The sequence below is a fragment of the Micromonospora sp. NPDC049903 genome (assembly GCF_044460945.1).
GTDB lineage: Bacteria > Actinomycetota > Actinomycetes > Mycobacteriales > Micromonosporaceae > Micromonospora.
Window position 1 is genome coordinate 130,475 of record NZ_JBITKL010000009.1, and the last position, 16,511, is coordinate 146,985.

Here is a 16,511-nt window from a genome sequence, read left to right on the forward strand (position 1 = left end):
TCGACGCGATGCCGGCCGACCCGACGATCGCATGGATTGCCATCGACGGGTTGACCCGACTGTAAGACATCTTTACAGTCCTGTTTCGACGCGTGTCGGCAGCTACCCCACGACGACAGAGGGAGTGGAATGTCCAGACTGCGTACTGCGGTGTCCGGAGTCCTCGCCGCCACACTCGCCATCGCCGGCGTCCTGGTCGCCGCCCCCGGCGCACAGGCCGCGACCGCGAACTTCGCCAAGGTCCAGGAGTGGGGTGGCGGCTACGAGGCCCGCTTCACCGTCCGCAACGACACCGCCACCACCATCACCAGTTGGCGGGTCGACTTCGACCTGCCGGCCGGCTCCACCCTCGGCAGCTACTGGGACGCCCTGCTGACCAGCAGCGGCAACCGGCACAGCTTCACCAACCGCACCTGGAACGGCACCCTGACCGCCGGTGCGTCGACCACGTTCGGTTTCATCGTCACCGGCAGCGGCACGCCGACCAACTGCACCGTCAACGGCGGCTCGTGCAGCGGCGGCAGCGCCGACACCCAGGCGCCCAGCGTGCCCGGCAACCTCCGGGTGACCGGCACCAGCACGTCGAGCGTGGCGCTGGCCTGGAACGCCGCGACCGACAACGTCGGGGTCACCGGCTACGACGTCTACCGGGGCAGCACGCTCGCCACCAGCGTCGTCGGCACCACCTCGGCCACCGTCGGCGGCCTGAGCCCCGCCACCGCGTACACCTTCTCGGTCCGGGCCCGCGACGCCGCCGGCAACGTCTCGGCGGCGAGCACGACGGTCTCCGCGACCACCGCACCCGGTACGGTGACCGGCACCCCCGCCTCGATCAACGGTCAACTGCGGGTCTGCGGCGTGCAGCTCTGCAACCGGTACGGCCGGCCGATCCAGTTGCGCGGCATGAGCACCCACGGCATCCAGTGGTACTCGCAGTGCGTCAACAACGCCTCGCTGGACGCGCTCGCCTACGACTGGAACGCCGACGTGCTGCGCATCTCCATGTACATCCAGGAGGGCGGCTACGAGACCGACCCGCGCGGCTTCACCGACCGGGTGCACGACTACATCGAACGGGCCACCGCACGCGGCATGTACGCCATCGTCGACTGGCACATGCTCACCCCGGGCGACCCGAACCACAACCTGGCCCGGGCCCGTACCTTCTTCACCGAGATCGCCCAGCGCCACAAGGACAAGACCAACATCCTGTACGAGGTGGCCAACGAGCCGAACGGGGTGAGCTGGGCGTCGATCAAGAGCTACGCCGAGCAGATCATCCCGGTCATCCGGGCGCAGGACCCGGACGGCGTGGTGCTGGTCGGCACGCGCGCCTGGTCGTCGCTGGGCCTGTCCGAGGGCTCCTCGGAGACCGAGATCGTCAACAGTCCGGTGAACGCGTCGAACATCATGTACACGTTCCACTTCTACGCCGCCTCGCACGGCACGACGTACCTGAACGCGCTGTCCCGGACCGCCGACCGGCTGCCGGTCTTCGTCACCGAGTTCGGCACCCAGACCGCCTCCGGTGACGGGGCGAACGACTTCACCCGTGCCCAGCAGTACCTGGACCTGATGGCCACCAAGAAGATCAGTTGGGTGAACTGGAACTTCTCCGACGACTTCCGCAGTGGTGCCGTCTTCAACGCCGGCACCTGCGGCGGCAGCTCGTACACCGGCACCGGTGTGCTCAAGCCCGCCGGGGTCTGGGTCCGCGACCGGATCCGTACCCCGGACAACTTCCCGACCAGCTGACGACGGCGCGAGGGCGGGGCGGCCCGACCGGGCTGCCCCGCCCTCGCGATCGCCCGGCGTGTAAGGAGGGGTCCCCTGCTATACACCAGGCGTTAGCAGGGGACCCCTCCTTACATCTCGGTCAGCCGCCGACGCCGGAGCGGGCGGCCGCCGACACGATCGGTCCACGCTGGCCCGGTGTGAGCACCCCGGCCGCGACCAGCCGGTCCACCACCTCGTTGACGTGTCGCACGAACTGGCCACGGTTCGGCCACGGCTCCCCGTCGAGGATGTGGTCGTTGATCGTGCAGGTGCCGGCCAGCGCACGGTTGGCCACCCGGCTGTCCACGCCGCCGACCACCACGGTCGCCCGGGTGTCGGTACCCGCGCAGATCGGCATGGCGAGCGGCCCACCGACCACCGGCAGCCGCAGCCGCGACGCCGCCAGGTCCACGCCGAGCACGTTGCCCGGGGCCGGTTGCAGGGTGAACTCCCGGTCGGTGGAGAAGACCAGCAGGCCGATCCGGTAGCCCGCGGGCACGACCTGGTCGTCCGGCTGCAACGGTACGGTCACCTCGACGAACTCCCCCGGCACGAGCGGCTCGCCGCGGGTCAGCGAGTGGCGGTTCTGCGGGTCGGCCCAGCCCCGGGTGATGATGCTGGTGGTGCTGCCCTGGGTGCTGGAGGTGCAGCCCGACGCGCTGGTCCAGGGCAGGCGTACCAGCGCCACCGACAGGTTGACCGCCGGCTTGCTCGACCGCATCCGCAGCGTCACGGTGGCGGTGCCGGAGATGTGCACCGGGGCGGTGAGTTCCGGCGTGACGTAGAGCAGCCGCTGGTCCGAGACGGTGGTGGCGAGGGCGCCGGCGTTGCAGGCGGTGTCACCGGCGTCCACCAGCGATTCGACGCCGACGCCCGGCAGCGCCAGCGAGGTCAGCCCGCCGCTGGTGTCGCCGCCGGGCTGGAGGACCATGGTCACCGGTTGCGCGGCCGGGTTCGGGTAGTCCGGGTACGGGGTGAGCGTGCTGGTCCCGGTCTCGTTGCGGACCACCCAGGCCCGCGCGTCGTCCTCCACGCCGTTGCGGAGGCCGTACAGGTAGCGGCTGAACCACTTGTTGCGCATCTCCAGCGGCGGCGCACCACCGTGTCCGCCCTGGTGGAAGTACATCTGCACCGGAGTGCCCCGGGCCTTGAGCGCGTCGGTGATCCGCACGCTGTGCTCGGGCATCACGTTCCAGTCGTTGAAGGCGTGTGCCATCAGGGTCGCCGCGCGTACGCCGCCGACGGCGTGCAGGTAGTCGCGCCCGGCCCAGAAGTCGTTGTAGTCGCCGTTGCGGCGGTCCTGGAAGCGGTTCAGCTCGTTGACCCGGACCTGCTCGACGCAGTACGCCCGGCGGTCCGGGTAGCCACTGTGGACGTAGTCGAACAGGTAGTCGATGTCCTCGCCGACCCAGCCACCCGGGTTCCGGACCAGGCCGTTGGCGCGGTAGTAGTGGTAGTACGAGGTGTTCGGCGCGATCGGGATGATCGCTTCGAGTCCGTCCACGCCGGTGGTGGCGGCGGCCAGCGGCAGCGTGCCGTTGTACGACGTACCGGTCATGCCGACCTTGCCGGTGGACCAGCCGGTGGCCGCGACCTCCACGTCACCGTCGACGCTGGTGTAGCCCGTGGCCCGCCCGTTCAACCAGTCGACGACCGCCTTCGGCGCCAACGACTCGTTGCTGCCGCCCACGGTCGGGCAGCCCTGCGACAGGCCGGTGCCCGGCGAGTCGGAGTGCACCACGGCGAAGCCACGCGGCACCCAGGTGGCGACCTCGCTGGTGGAGACCGCCGTCCGGGTCGCGCGGTGGGCGATGGCGGGCGGGGAGACCCGGGCGGGCGGCTCCTCCCCCAGCTCGTGCCGCACGTTCCAGAAATACTGCGCCTGGGTGGAGGCGGTGCCCGCGTAGTAGGGACTGGTCTCGTACACGATCGGCACCTTGAGGCCGTCGTCGGTCTGTCCCGGTCGGGTGATGTCCACGTGCATCCGGTCGCGCCGGCCGTCGCCGTCGGAGTCGAACTCCGTCTCCACCCACAACTGCTGCCGGATCCAACCGGCGGAGTCGGCGAACTCGGGCACGATCTGGGCCTGGCCGTCGACGAAGACCGGCCCGACCTCATCCGGGGCGGCGACCGCAGGTGTCGCGACCGTCAGGGACAGGACGAGTGCCGCCGCGCATGGCACCACCACCAGGGCGGTGACCCGTCGACGCCCGCTTCGTCGCACCATCGTGAGCCCCTCTCCGTTGCTCGTCCGGGCGGCCCGAACGAGCAACGGAGCACCCGGCGCGGTCGGCGGTCCCGGCCGACTGTCGTCGACGGCACGCACCGACTCGATCCTCTGGTGAGCAGACGGTAACGGTCCGTGGAGAGTGGACGCTTGAGACACCTGACGGAACTCCGCAGGTCCGAGTACGACAGAACGTCGCCCCTCAAGGGTTGAGGTATGCCAGTACGGCGAGGACCCGCCGGTTGTGGTCGTCGGAGGGCGGCATGTCGAGCTTGGTGAAGATGTTGTTGATGTGTTTGCTGACGGCCTTCTCGGTGATGTGCAGCTTGCCGGCGATCGCGGCGTTGGAGCGGCCCTCGGCCATCTCGCCGAGCACCTCCCGCTCCCGGACGGTGAGCGCCGCGAGGGGCTCCCGGCGGGCCAGCAGTCGAGAGATCACCTCGGGGTCCATCGCGGTGCCACCCTGGGCGACCCGACGGACCGCGTCGACGAACTCGCCGACGTGGGACACCCGGTCCTTGAGCAGGTAGCCCACGCCGCCGTGCGGGGTGCTGAGCAGTTCCCGGGCGTACAACGGCTCGACGTGTTGGGACAACACCAGGATCGGCAGCCCGGGAAGACGGGTACGGGCGGCGATCGCGGCGTGCAGGCCCTCGTCGGTGAACGTCGGTGGCAGCCGTACGTCCACGACCGCCACCTCAGGCCGGAGGCTGACCAGGGCGGGCAGTAGGGCAGGTCCGTTGTCGACGGCCGCGACGACGTCGAAGTCGAAGGCCCGCAGGATCCGGGTCAACCCGTCCCGGAGGAGTGCGTGGTCCTCAGCGATGACAACGCGCACGGCAACTCCATGGTGACGACGGTGGGCCCTCCGACCGGGCTCGACACGGTCATCGTGCCATCGAAGGCGGCCAGGCGGCGTTCGATGCCTCGTAGGCCGGAACCGGCACCCGGGTCGGCACCACCGATCCCGTCGTCGGCGACGACCATGGTCAGCGTGCCGTCGGTGTGCCGCAGGGACACCGCCCCGGTCCGCGCCCGACTGTGCCGGACCAGGTTGGTGAGCGTCTCGGCCACGGCGAAGTAGGCGGCCGACTCGACCGGCGTGTCGAGTCGGCCGGGCAGGTCGACATCGACCGTGATCGGGACGGGCAGGCCCAGCGCCAACGCCCGCACCGCGCCTTCGAGCCCACGCTCGGCCAGCACCGGCGGATGGATGCCGCGGACGAGATGGCGCAGCTCGACCAGGGCGGTACCGCTGGACTCCCGCGCTTCCGCGAGCATCTGACGAGCCGCGCTCGGGTCACGGTCGATCAGCTCGTCGGCCAGGCCGATCATCATGCCCAGGGAGACGAGGCGAGCCTGGATGCCGTCGTGCAGGTCACGCTCGATGCGACGCAGCTCGGCGGCCTGGGCGTCGACGGTGTCGGCCCGTGTGACGGTCAGTTCGGTGACGCGCAGTCGCAGCTCCGCGGCCTTGGTCGGGGCGAGCAGCAGCCGGGTGAAGTACCCGTCGACGCGGCGCAGCCACGGGGCCAACCAGAGCCCACCGGCGAGGATGGCGGCGCCCTGCGGCACACAGACCAGCCCTTCCACGGCATTGTCGACGGACCAGACGAGGCCGTAGCCGTACCAGTCGGTGCCGAGCCAGATCCACACCGGCACCAGCGTCAGGCCCATCACGCCGTAGAGCGGCACGGCCAGGGAGATCAGGCCGAGGGCGGTGGACACCACCGCGCCGGGCAGGAGCCAGGCGAGATCGCGCCAGGTGGCCGGGTCCGTGACGATCCAGCGGAACCGCCGCCACCCGCCGGGGACACCGCGTGCCGGGGGCGGACGGTAGGGCCGGGACACCGGGACACCGGCGCGGGTGGCCAGCCGGCGTTCGAGATCCGCGCGGTGGCGGACCAGCGTCATCGTCCACGGCAGCAACGCCATGCCGAGGAACGGCACCGGGACCAGTGCCAGTGCCACCAGCGAGACGCCGAGCAGCACGAGGTTGGTCACGGCCAGACCGACGGCGGCCAGACCGGCGAGTACGGCACGCAGGCCCCGCCACGCCCACGCGTACGCCCGCTCCTCGCCGTCGACCCGGTCCATCGTCACATTGTGCCTGCGTGTCAGGCGCTTCTCGGTGGTGCTAGCACCCCGTCGTAGGGTGGGGGCAGAACTCCTGACGGGTGCGTCCCGTATGCGGTCTGCTGGGACCATGACGACCGCCACGACGCCACCGCGCCCGACGAGCGGCAGCGATTTCGCCGTCCTGTCCCGCCGGATCACCGACGCCGGGTTGATGCGACGCCGGCCCCTCTACTACGCCCTGAGGTTGGGTGTCGTCGGGCTCATGTTCGTCGGTGGCTGGACGGCCTTCTTCGCCCTCGGTTCGTCGTGGTGGCAGATGATCACCGCAGTCTTCCTCGCCGTCACGTTCGCCCAGGTCGCGCTCGTGGCACACGACCTGGCACACCGCCAGGTGTTCCGGACCAGGCGTCCGAGTGCGTTCGCCGGGCTGGTGGCCGGCAACCTCGGCGTCGGGATGAGCTACGGGTGGTGGATGGACAAGCACACCCGCCACCACAACAACCCCAACCACGACGATCTCGACCCGGACGTGGCCCCGGAGGTGCTCGTCTGGGCCGCGGAGGCGTCCCTCGGCCGCCGTGGGCTGCGCGGATTCATCGTCCGGCATCAGGCCGTCCTGTTCTTCCCCCTGCTCACGCTGCTCGCCGTCAGTCTCAAGGTGTCCAGCGTCAAGGCGTTGCGAGACGGCACGGTCAAGCGGCCGGGTGTCGAGGCCGCCCTGCTGCTTTTGCACGCCGCCGGCTACCTCACGGCCCTGCTGCTCGTCCTCACCCCGCCGCAGGCCGTGGTCTTCCTGCTGCTGCACCAGGCGATCTTCGGCGTCTATCTCGGGATGACCTTCGCGCCCAACCACAAGGGGATGCCGCATCCGACCGGCTCCGAGGACTATCTGCGCAAGCAGGTGCTGACCTCGCGCAACGTCCACGGCAGCCGGCTGGTGGACGCGGCCCTCGGCGGCCTGAACTACCAGATCGAGCACCACCTGTTCCCCGGCATGCCGACGCCGAACCTGCGCCGGGCCCAGCCGATCGTGCAGGCGTACTGTGCCGAGATCGGTGTCCGCTACGAGCAGACCGGCCTGGTCGACTCGTACCGGCAGGCGCTGCGACACCTGCACGAGGTGGGTGCCCCCGCCCGGGCCGCACACGCCTCGCGGTGACTGTCCGGCCGGGGCGTAGGCCTCGGGGGGCGGGGTAAGCAGCGGGTTCGGAGATTCCCCGACCATCGGGCCACTGCCCGCCGGGAGGAGAGATGGTGTCTCAGGACTACCGCAAGAGCCCCGACGTGATCTCGGACCTGACGCCCGAGCAGTACCGGGTCACCCAGGAGTCCGCGACCGAAACACCCTTCGCCAACGAGTACTGGGACACGAAGGATCCCGGTCTCTATGTCGACGTGGTGTCCGGTGAACCCCTGTTCGCCTCCGTCGACAAGTACGACAGCGGCACCGGTTGGCCGACGTTCAGCAAGCCGGTCGAGTCCGGGAACCTGGTCGAGATCCCGGACCGCAGCCTCGGCGTCACCCGCACCGAGGTCCGGTCCGCGCACGGCGACAGCCACCTCGGCCACGTCTTCGACGACGGTCCGATCGAGACCGGTGGGCTGCGCTACTGCATGAACTCGGCCGCGCTGCGCTTCGTGCCCCGCGACGACCTGGAGCGCGAGGGCTACGGGGCGTACCTCGACCGGTTCGCCGCCCGGCGGTGAGCTGACCCGGCACGAGGACATCCCGTTCGCCCGCGACAGTGGGAACAGGAGGCAGAGATGGCCGTCAAGACCGAAGCCCGACCGCGTACCGCGCAGATCCGGCCGTTCACGGTCGAGATCCCGCAGGCGGAGCTGGACGACCTACGCCGCCAGATCGCCGCCACGCGGTGGCCGGAGAAGGAGACCGTCGCCGACCAGTCGCAGGGCGTGCCGCTCGCGACCATCCAGGCGGTCGCGCGCTACTGGGAGCGGGAGTACGACTGGCGTGGCGTCGAGGCACGGCTGAACAGCGTCCCGCAGTTCATGACCGAGATCGACGGGCTGGACATCCACTTCATCCACGTCCGCTCGAAGCACGAGGACGCGCTGCCGCTGATCATCACGCACGGCTGGCCCGGCTCGGTGATCGAACAGCTCAAGGTCATCGGCCCGCTCACCGATCCCACCGCCCACGGCGGAAGCGCCTCGGACGCCTTCCACGTGGTGATCCCGTCCATGCCCGGGCACGGCTTCTCCGGCAAGCCGACCATGCCGGGCTGGGGTCCGGAGCACATCGCCAGCGCGTGGACCGAGCTGATGCGGCGTCTCGGGTACGACCGCTTCGTCGCCCAGGGCGGCGACTGGGGCGCGATCATCTCGGACCTGATGGGGGTGCAGGCCCCGCCGGAGTTGGCCGGTATCCACACCAACATGCCGGGAGCCGTACCGGCGGATCTCGACAAGCTGTTCCAGTCCGACATGAGCGGGGCGAACGACGCCCTCGGCTCGCTGCCGTCGAACCTCTCCGCCGAGGAGCGGCGCGCCTGCGAGCAGCTCGACTTCGTGTGGAAGCACGTCGCGTACGCCCTCATGATGGGCACCCGGCCGCAGACCCTGACCGCGCTGGCGGACTCGCCGGTCGGGTTGGCCGCGTTCCTGCTCGACCACGACGCGCGCAGCCTGGACCTCATCTCGCGGGTCTTCGCGGGTGGGCCGGGCGGCCTCAGCCGGGACGACGTGTTGGACAACATCACGTTGTACTGGTTGACCAACACCGGTGTCTCGTCGTCCCGGCTCTACGCGGAGAACGCACTCTCGTTCTTCGCCACCAAGGGCGTACGGGTGCCGGTGGCGGTCAGCGTCTTCCCGGACGAGCTGTACGAGGCGCCGCGGAGCTGGGTGGAGCAGGCGTACCCGAACCTCGTCTACTACCACCGGCTCGACCGGGGCGGGCACTTCGCCGCCTGGGAACGGCCGATGGCCTTCGCCGAGGAGCTGCGCGCCGGATTCCGGCCGTTGCGCTGATCGACCGTCGCCCCATCGCCGCGACCGGTGCCCTCGGGCGCCGGTCGCGCGCGTACGCCCGGCCCGGGCCTGGGCTCGACTCAGGCCCGGGCTGGGCCTGGTGGGACGGCCAGGGCCGGGTCGGCGGGTACGCCAGGCTCGCGACCGGTCGTGTGCGGACGCCTGCGCCCTCGGTCATCCGCGCCGCCTCGGTCGGTGGCGTCCCTTGCCCGGCGGTCGGGTCAGTGGTCGGGACTCGCGGTGCAGGGGTCGGACTCGGCGTCGGCGCGCAGGCGTGCCACCGCCCGGGCGAGGAGTTCGTGCCGGCGGCGGTCTCGACGCACGTGCACGACGATGCGACGCCGGACGACGGGACGGACCACCGGTCTCGACACCGCGCCCTCTGGCAGGTCCACCACGGCCAGGCGCGGCAGCAGCGTGACACCGACACCGGCCGCCACCAGTCGCAGGGCCGCCCGGTGGTCGTCCAGCCGGGCGGCGAACCGGGGCGTGAACCCGGCGGTGCGGCAGGCGCTGGAGATGATCTGCCCGATCGGGCTGTCGTAGATGTCGTGGTCCACCCACGGCTCGCCCCCGAGATCCCGCAACGCGATCTCGGGGGCGTCCACCAGCGGGTGCCCGACGGGCAGCACGGCGACGAGTTCCTCCACGGCGAGTTCGTGCCGGTGGTAGCCGTCGAGCCGTACCTCGACGCCGCCAGCCGGCTCGGTGCGGATGTCCAGGTCCGGCTGCCGGCGACCCCGACCGTCGACCGGCTCGTTGAGGCTGATCTCCACGGTGAGGTTCGGTCGGTGCTGCCGAACGGTCCGCACCAGCTCCGGGATCCACCGTTCGGCCGCCGAGGCGAAACAGGCGATCGCCAGGTGCTCCCCCTGGCCGCCGCGCAGGTCCGCGACGACCCGTTCCAGCCGCTCGAAGTCGGCGACCAGCGTCTGCGCCTGGTCGGCGAGGTGTCGCGCGGCGTCGGTGGCGACGATGCCCCGTCCCTGCTTCACGAAGAGGACCAGGCCGGTCTCCCTGGCCAGCTCGGTCATGTGCTGACTGATCGTGGCCGGGGCGTAGGTGAGGTTCCGGGCGGCTTGGTTGATCGATCCGGCGGCCAGGACCGCCCGAAGCACCACCAGACGTCGAGGGTTGAGCATGGGGTCGACCGTACGGCGACGACGAATGATCAGCGATCTTTGTCTGCTTGTCGCCCGCACCGGGGCCGTCGCAGGATGACCGGCAGGGACCGGCTCCGCCGCCCGGTGCGTACGAGAGGACCACTGATGGACACGACGTTCTGGGACCAGGCGGACCGCCTGCTGATCCGTTACGGGGCCAGCTTCACCCCCCGGATCATCGAGCGCGCCCGTGGGGCGTACGTCTTCGACCGCGAGGGCAGGCCGATCCTCGACTTCACCTCGGGACAGATGAGCGCCATCCTGGGCCACGCGCACCCGGACATCGTCTCCACCGTCTCGTCCGCGGTCGCCTCACTGGACCACCTCTACAGCGGCATGCTCAGCCCGCCGCTGCTCGCACTGGCCGAGCGGCTCGCCGCCACACTGCCTCCCTCGCTGGGCAAGACGCTGCTGCTCACCACCGGCGCCGAGGCGAACGAGGCGGCGATCAAGATGGCCAAGCTCCACACCGGCCGGTACGAGATCGTCTCGTTCGACCGGTCCTGGCACGGCATGACGCAGGGGGCGGCGTCGGCGACCTTCTCCGCCGGGCGGCGCGGCTACGGTCCGCCGATGCCGGGCAACCTCGTCCTGCCCACACCGAACGCCTACCGGTCGCCGTTCCGTACGGCCACCGGCGCACACGACTGGGAGGCCGAACTCGCGTACGGCTTCGCCCTGGTTGACCAGCAGTCCGCCGGAAGCCTCGCCGCGTGCCTGGTCGAGCCGATCCTCTCCTCGGGCGGCATCATCGACCTGCCGCCCGGATACCTGCGCCGACTCCGGCAGATGTGCGACGAGCGCGGGATGCTGCTCATCCTGGACGAGGCGCAGACCGGTCTCGGCCGCACCGGCGCGATGTACGCCTTCGAACGCGACGGCGTCGCCCCGGACATCTTGACCCTGTCCAAGACCCTCGGCGCCGGACTGCCGGTGGCCGCCGTGGTGACCAGCGCCGAGATCGAGCAGGTCTGCCACGAGCGGGGATTCCTCTTCTACACCACCCACGTCTCCGACCCGCTGGCGGCGGCGGTCGCGCTGACCGTCCTCGACGTCATCGCCCGGGAGGACCTGGTCCGGCGGGCCGCGCAGCTCGGCGAGCAGCTCACCGAGCGGCTCCAGACCCTGCGGGACGAGCACGAGGTGGTGGGCGATGTCCGGGGCCGGGGCCTGCTCCAGGGCATCGAACTGGTGACCGACAAGGTGAGCCGGACGCCGGCCGACGCGCTGGGCGCCCGGGTCACCTCGGCCTGCCTCGACCGGGGTCTGCACATGAACATCGTCCAACTGCCCGGCATGGGCGGCATCTTCCGGATCGCCCCGCCGCTCACCATCAGCGACGACGACCTGCACGCCGGCCTGGACATCCTCGACGCCGCGCTCACGGCGGCCCTGCGCGAGCGGTGAGGGCGCGCGGACAGCGACCGTGAGGGCGCGCGGACAGCGACCGTGAGGGCGCGCGGACAGCGACCGTGAGGGCGCGCGGACAGCGACCGTGAGGGCGCGCGGACAGCGACCCTGCGCGAGCGGTGAGGGCGCGCTGGCGGTCGGGACACCGTCCACAGCGGCGGGAACGTCGGCCGAGATCACCGGACTCCGAGCACGGCGGGCAGGACGCCGAACAGGGTGAGGGAAGTCCGCGCACTAGGCTTGCCGGCATGTCTGAGCCAACGCCCGAGCCGCGCAGGGTCGGCCAGCTGGTATGGGCCCCCGACGAAGTGACCGCCGGCATCGGAAGTCAGGTGCAACCGCAGGTCGGTCGGGGGCGCCGGGCGTTGCAGACCGGGCTGGCGGCCTTCCTCCTGACGTGGGTGCCCACCCTCTTCATCCTCCTGGCGGCCACCTTCGCCGCACCGTCGCTGACCGACGACGCCGGCATCGGTCGGGTCGCCCTCTGGGCGTTGCTGATCGCCGTACTGTTCGCGGTCACGGCGGCGGTGAGCACGCTGTGGTCCAAGCCCGACCGGGCCGGGGAGGAACCCTCGGGTCTCGTCGTCGCGCTGCGGGTCGCACGCGGGGCGTTGCTGACCGGCGTGGGCGCGGGTGCCGTGCTGGCGTGGCAGGGTCTGTCGGTACGGCAGGCCGTCACTCTGGCCGTGGTCCTGGCGCTCATCCTGCGCGTCCTGCCGGTGGTCGCCGCGCGGACGCTGCAACGGCGCCGCGCCTCTGAGCCCGAACCCCCCGCCGCCTCGACGCCCTGACCACCGGCCGCCCCGAGCGCACCAGCCCAGTCGCAGGATGAACTGCGCGAAGCCGACCGAGAGCCCGTCGCCAGCCGCGTGAGGCGAAGCGCCATGAGGCGGCCGGCAGTAAGCCGGGCCGCAGTAAGCCGGGCCGCAGTAAGCCCGGCCGCAGTAAGCCCGGCCGCCGTGAGCCGGGCTTCTGGATCAGTCGGCACCCGGTCGGCCTGGGAGCCGTGTTCAACCGGCTGGCACGGTTGCCTCGCCGCTGAGCCCGCTTCGCCGTGTGAGTTGACCGGTCGGACCAGCCGCTGTGGTGGTCGGGCCAGCTCCGGGGTTACAGCCTTCACCAGAACGGACAAAGTTCCCGAACTGGCGACTGGCGGGAAAGACCCACACAGGGACGTTCGCAGGTGGGTCGATTTGTTGCTGCCATAGCGACAACAAATCTACCCACCTTCCGATCTCTGCATCCCCGGCCCGCCCAGACGCAAGGAAGGGTCCCCTGTTAACACCCCCAAGCGTTAACAGGGGACCCTTCCTTGCACGCCCAGCGCTCTTGCTCGGCGGAGGGCGACCGGCGGTCGATCATCGGCGCGGGGCCGTGGCGGCCCACCCCCGGTAGTCGACACATCTCGCGGGGCCGGGCCGTGCCGTGGTGGGTGCGTGTCGACGTCCGCTGAGCGGGAAGGCGCGAGGTACCGCGTCGCGACACGCGCCGACAAATCCGCTAACCCCTTGACGACGTACAACCGATCGGTTGTATATTGGGTTTGTGACGGAGACGAGTGAGGACCGGGCGGACGCCCTGTTCCACGCGCTCGCCGACCGCACCCGGCGCGACATCCTGCGCCGTGTGCTGGCCGGGGAGCACTCCGTCTCCGCGCTCGCCGCCAATTACGACATGAGCTTCGCCGCCGTGCAGAAACACGTCGCCGTGCTGGAGAGGGCCGGCCTGCTGACCAAGCGACGCAGCGGTCGCGAGCAACTGGCCAGCGGCGACGTGCAGGCGGTGCGGTCGGTGGCGTCCATGCTCACCGAGCTCGAACACATCTGGCGCGGCCGTATCGCCCGCATCGACATGCTCATCGCATCAGAAACCGACCAGGAGGACTGAACAGTGCCCGTCACCGACGTCAAGCAGGACCTCGACAACCTGAGCCTGACCATCACCGCCGACTTCGCCGCGCCGGTGGAGCGGATCTGGCAGGTGTACGCCGACCCACGCCAACTGGAGAAGATCTGGGGGCCGCCGACCTATCCGGCCACCGTCGTCGACCACGACCTCACACCCGGCGGGCGGGTGACCTACTACATGACCAGCCCCGAGGGCGAACGCTTCGCCGGGTACTGGCTGGTCACCGCCGTGGACCCGACCCGCAGCTTCGCCTTCGAGGACGGCTTCGCCCACGACGACCTCACCCCCAACCCGGACATGCCGATCTCCAAGAGCGTCTTCACCTTCACCGCGCACAACGGCGGGACCCGGGCGACGTACGTGAGCACGTACCCGTCCGCCGAGGCGCTCCAGCAGGTGCTGGACATGGGCATGGTGGAGGGCGCCACCGGGGCGATCAACCAGATCGACGGCCTGGTCGCCTCCTGACCGACGCGGGAGCCAGCACCGACACGGGGTGCCGGCACCGACGCGGGGTGCCGGCACCGACGCGGGGTGCCGGCACCGACGCGGGGCGCCGGCACCGACGCGGGGCGCCGGCACCGACGCGGTCCGATGTTAGGAGGGGTCCCTTTCTATACCGTAGGCGTTAGCAGGGGACCCCTCCTTTCATCGAGGCCGCGTGGTTCACTACTCCCCCGGGTACGAGTGCGAGGGGGTAGCGGGTGCGGGTACTCATCCTCGGGGGCACCGCCGAGGCACGTGATCTCGCCGCTCGGCTCGTCGACCGACCGGGGCTGTCGGTGATCTCCTCGCTGGCCGGGCGGGTCGCCGATCCCCGCCTGCCGGTCGGTGAGGTACGCGTCGGCGGGTTCGGCGGTGCCGACGGGCTGGCCCGGTGGCTCGACACGCACCGCGTCGAGGTGCTGATCGACGCCACCCACCCGTACGCGGCCCGGATCCGGACCGCCGCCGTCACCGCCGCCGCCCGGGTCGGCGTACCTCATCTGCGGCTGGAACGACCGGGCTGGACGGCGCGGCCGGGCGACCGCTGGCACCGCGTACCCGACGTGGCCGCTGCGGTCCGGGAACTTCCGGCGCTCGGGCGGCGGGTCCTGCTCACCACCGGACGGCAGAGCCTCGCGGCGTTCCGCCCGTCGACCGGGCTGTGGATCCTGGCCCGGGTCGTGGACGCGCCGGAGGAGCCGCTGCCGGAACACATCCGACTGCTGCGCAGCCGGGGTCCCTACACGCTCGCCGGTGAACTGGAGCTGATCCGCACCCATCGCATCGACGTGGTGGTGACCAAGGACAGCGGCGGCCGGCTCACCGAGGCGAAACTCGACGCGGCCCGGCAGCTCGGACTACCGGTCGTGATGATCGACCGGCCGGTCCCCGCCGTCCGCCCGACGGCGGTGTCCAGGGTGGACGAGGCGGTGGACTGGGTGTCGGCGCTGCCGGTTCACCCGGGATAGGTGCGGGGCGTCCAGACCACCACGGAGTCGTCGCCCCGGGTGCTGACCTGGGTGGTCGACGAACCGATGATGAGCAGGCACCGCATGTCGACCGTCTCCGGGTCGAGATCGCCGAGCGTGACCACGGTGATCGACTCGGTGGCCCGGCCCACGTCCCGGGCCAGGACCACGGGCGTCTTCGGGTCACGGTGGCGCAGCAGCGTCTCCCGGGCCGCGCCGACCTGCCAGCGACGGCTGGCCGAGGCCGGGTTGTAGAGCGCCAGGACCAGGTCGGCCGCAGCGGCGGCGGCCAGCCGCGCCTCGATGACCGGCCACGGCTTGAGCCGGTCCGACAGCGACAGCACCGCGAAGTCGTGCCCGAGCGGGGCACCCACACGGCTCGCCGCCGCCTGCGCCGCAGTCAGGCCCGGCAGCACCCGCACCGGCACCCCGGCGAATCTCGCCTGGCCGGTCGCCACCTCGTAGACCGCGCTGGCCATCGCGAACACCCCGGGGTCGCCGGAGGAGACCACCACCACCCTGGCCCCGCCGAGGGCCAACTCCAACGCGTGCGCGGCCCGTTCGGTCTCCACCTGGTTGCCCGAGGTGTGCCGCTGCTGGCCGGGACGCACCGGCACCCGGTCCACGTACGGGCCGTAGCCGACCAGGTGCTGGGCCTCGCGCAGCGCCCGCGCCACCTCCGGGGTGAGCCAGCGCGGTCCGGCCGGGCCGAGCCCGACCACGACCACCTCCCCCGCCGACGCCGGTCCGGGTGCCGGCAGGTCGTCCCGGCTGGCGGCACTGGTCGGGCTGGGCAGCAACGCCAGCGAGAAGTACGGCACCTCGTCGGCGGACACGTCGGCCAGCGGGGCGTGCCGTCCGCGTGGTGAGGTGGCCCGCTCCACGTACCACGTCTCGGGCAGCCGACCCGCGTCGTCCAGGGCGGCGCGGACGTTGTCGAAGGTCCGGCCCAGCTTGAGCACGGCGGCGGCGTCGGTGTCGGCGAGCCGCCGGGCGAGTTCCTCGGCGGGCAGCGTGCCGGGCAGGACGGTCAGCACCTCGTCGCGTTCGACGAGCGGTCGACCCAGCACGGCGGAGGCGGCGCTGACCGAGGTCACCCCCGGCACCACCTCGGCCGGGAACCGGTGCGCGAGCCGTTCGTGCAGATACATGTAGGAGCCGTAGAACATCGGGTCGCCCGCGCAGAGCACCACCACGTCGCGTCCGGCGGCCAGGTGGACGGCCAGCCGCTCGGCGCTGTCGTCGTAGAACCGGCGGATCACGCCCTCGTAGCCGGCCGGGTCGTCGGTGCCCTCGGTGGTGACCGGGTACACCAGGGCCTCGTGCACGTGGTCCTCCCGCAGCAGCCCGGTCACGATGGATCGGGCGATGCTGCGACCGTGCCGGGCCGAGTAGTACGCGACCACGTCGGTCTCGGCGATCAGACGGGCCGCCTTGACGGTCAACAGTTCCGGGTCGCCGGGTCCGACCCCGACGCCGTAGAGGGTGCCGGGCTCCACCATG

At 71.3% G+C, this 16,511-nt stretch carries 13 protein-coding genes and 1 pseudogene; 9 read left to right on the forward strand and 5 right to left on the reverse strand.

Going from position 1 to position 16,511, the window contains the following annotated elements; translation table 11 throughout:
* Positions 1–234 precede the first annotated feature (234 nt).
* Positions 235–1,755, forward strand: a pseudogene (locus ACIBO1_RS16740) (cellulase family glycosylhydrolase); the annotation flags it as partial.
* Positions 1,756–1,876: 121 nt separating this feature from the next.
* Here the strand turns inward: ACIBO1_RS16740 and ACIBO1_RS16745 are convergent.
* The 3 genes from ACIBO1_RS16745 to ACIBO1_RS16755 form a co-directional block, all read right to left on the reverse strand.
* Positions 1,877–4,003 carry a Xaa-Pro dipeptidyl-peptidase gene (locus tag ACIBO1_RS16745; RefSeq protein WP_396747055.1) on the reverse strand — a complete coding sequence of 709 codons (2,127 nt, stop codon included), beginning with the start codon at positions 4,001–4,003 and terminating at the stop codon, positions 1,877–1,879.
* A gap of 202 nt (positions 4,004–4,205) precedes the next feature.
* Positions 4,206–4,841 (reverse strand): LuxR C-terminal-related transcriptional regulator, encoded by a 636-nt coding sequence (locus ACIBO1_RS16750; protein ID WP_396747058.1) that lies wholly within the window; start codon positions 4,839–4,841, stop codon positions 4,206–4,208.
* Complete coding sequence (locus ACIBO1_RS16755) at positions 4,793–6,100, reverse strand: sensor histidine kinase (RefSeq protein ID WP_396747061.1); 1,308 nt, start codon at positions 6,098–6,100, stop codon at positions 4,793–4,795. The genes ACIBO1_RS16750 and ACIBO1_RS16755 overlap by 49 nt, the downstream gene beginning before the upstream one ends.
* 109 nt (positions 6,101–6,209) lie before the next feature.
* Here ACIBO1_RS16755 and ACIBO1_RS16760 point away from each other — a divergent pair, with 109 nt between their 5' ends.
* From ACIBO1_RS16760 to ACIBO1_RS16770, 3 genes are all read left to right on the forward strand, one after another.
* Complete coding sequence (locus tag ACIBO1_RS16760) at positions 6,210–7,241, forward strand: fatty acid desaturase family protein (protein ID WP_396747064.1); 1,032 nt, start codon at positions 6,210–6,212, stop codon at positions 7,239–7,241.
* A gap of 92 nt (positions 7,242–7,333) precedes the next feature.
* Positions 7,334–7,789 (forward strand): peptide-methionine (R)-S-oxide reductase MsrB, encoded by a 456-nt coding sequence (msrB, locus tag ACIBO1_RS16765; RefSeq protein WP_396747067.1) that lies wholly within the window; start codon positions 7,334–7,336, stop codon positions 7,787–7,789.
* Between the two features lie 57 nt (positions 7,790–7,846).
* Positions 7,847–9,073, forward strand: coding sequence for an epoxide hydrolase family protein (locus ACIBO1_RS16770; protein ID WP_396747070.1), 1,227 nt, complete (start codon positions 7,847–7,849; stop codon positions 9,071–9,073).
* 221 nt (positions 9,074–9,294) lie between these two features.
* Here ACIBO1_RS16770 and ACIBO1_RS16775 read toward each other — a convergent pair whose 3' ends face one another.
* Positions 9,295–10,215 (reverse strand): LysR family transcriptional regulator, encoded by a 921-nt coding sequence (locus ACIBO1_RS16775; protein ID WP_396747073.1) that lies wholly within the window; start codon positions 10,213–10,215, stop codon positions 9,295–9,297.
* 126 nt (positions 10,216–10,341) lie between these two features.
* On the opposite strand from ACIBO1_RS16775, the gene ACIBO1_RS16780 reads away from it, so the two are divergent.
* From ACIBO1_RS16780 to ACIBO1_RS16800, 5 genes are all read left to right on the forward strand, one after another.
* On the forward strand, positions 10,342–11,643 hold the full coding sequence (locus tag ACIBO1_RS16780) for an aspartate aminotransferase family protein (RefSeq protein WP_396747075.1): 1,302 nt from the start codon (positions 10,342–10,344) through the stop codon (positions 11,641–11,643).
* A 251-nt stretch (positions 11,644–11,894) separates the two neighbouring features.
* Positions 11,895–12,437 carry a hypothetical protein gene (locus ACIBO1_RS16785; protein ID WP_396747078.1) on the forward strand — a complete coding sequence of 181 codons (543 nt, stop codon included), beginning with the start codon at positions 11,895–11,897 and terminating at the stop codon, positions 12,435–12,437.
* A gap of 754 nt (positions 12,438–13,191) precedes the next feature.
* A complete protein-coding gene (locus ACIBO1_RS16790) occupies positions 13,192–13,533 on the forward strand; it encodes an ArsR/SmtB family transcription factor (protein WP_396747081.1) in 342 nt (113 codons plus the stop codon).
* A gap of 3 nt (positions 13,534–13,536) precedes the next feature.
* Positions 13,537–14,022: an SRPBCC domain-containing protein gene (locus ACIBO1_RS16795; protein ID WP_396747084.1), complete on the forward strand. Its 486-nt coding sequence runs from the start codon at positions 13,537–13,539 to the stop codon at positions 14,020–14,022.
* 236 nt (positions 14,023–14,258) lie between these two features.
* Positions 14,259–15,008 (forward strand): cobalt-precorrin-6A reductase, encoded by a 750-nt coding sequence (locus ACIBO1_RS16800; protein WP_396747087.1) that lies wholly within the window; start codon positions 14,259–14,261, stop codon positions 15,006–15,008.
* Here ACIBO1_RS16800 and ACIBO1_RS16805 read toward each other — a convergent pair.
* On the reverse strand, positions 14,996–16,510 hold the full coding sequence (locus ACIBO1_RS16805; protein ID WP_396747090.1) for a precorrin-2 C(20)-methyltransferase: 1,515 nt from the start codon (positions 16,508–16,510) through the stop codon (positions 14,996–14,998). The genes ACIBO1_RS16800 and ACIBO1_RS16805 overlap by 13 nt on opposite strands.
* Between the last annotated feature and the right edge of the window lies 1 nt (position 16,511).

Bases quoted from the DNA above. Each gene is read 5' to 3' on its own strand.
- ACIBO1_RS16745 (WP_396747055.1), bottom strand. From the start codon at position 4,003: ATGGTGCGACGAAGCGGGCGTCGACGGGTCACCGCCCTGGTGGTGGTG.
- ACIBO1_RS16755 (WP_396747061.1), bottom strand. From the start codon at position 6,100: ATGGACCGGGTCGACGGCGAGGAGCGGGCGTACGCGTGGGCGTGGCGG.
- ACIBO1_RS16760 (WP_396747064.1), top strand. From the start codon at position 6,210: ATGACGACCGCCACGACGCCACCGCGCCCGACGAGCGGCAGCGATTTC.
- msrB (WP_396747067.1), top strand. From the start codon at position 7,334: ATGGTGTCTCAGGACTACCGCAAGAGCCCCGACGTGATCTCGGACCTG.
- ACIBO1_RS16770 (WP_396747070.1), top strand. From the start codon at position 7,847: ATGGCCGTCAAGACCGAAGCCCGACCGCGTACCGCGCAGATCCGGCCG.
- ACIBO1_RS16775 (WP_396747073.1), bottom strand. From the start codon at position 10,215: ATGCTCAACCCTCGACGTCTGGTGGTGCTTCGGGCGGTCCTGGCCGCC.
- ACIBO1_RS16780 (WP_396747075.1), top strand. From the start codon at position 10,342: ATGGACACGACGTTCTGGGACCAGGCGGACCGCCTGCTGATCCGTTAC.
- ACIBO1_RS16785 (WP_396747078.1), top strand. From the start codon at position 11,895: ATGTCTGAGCCAACGCCCGAGCCGCGCAGGGTCGGCCAGCTGGTATGG.
- ACIBO1_RS16805 (WP_396747090.1), bottom strand. From the start codon at position 16,510: ATGGTGGAGCCCGGCACCCTCTACGGCGTCGGGGTCGGACCCGGCGAC.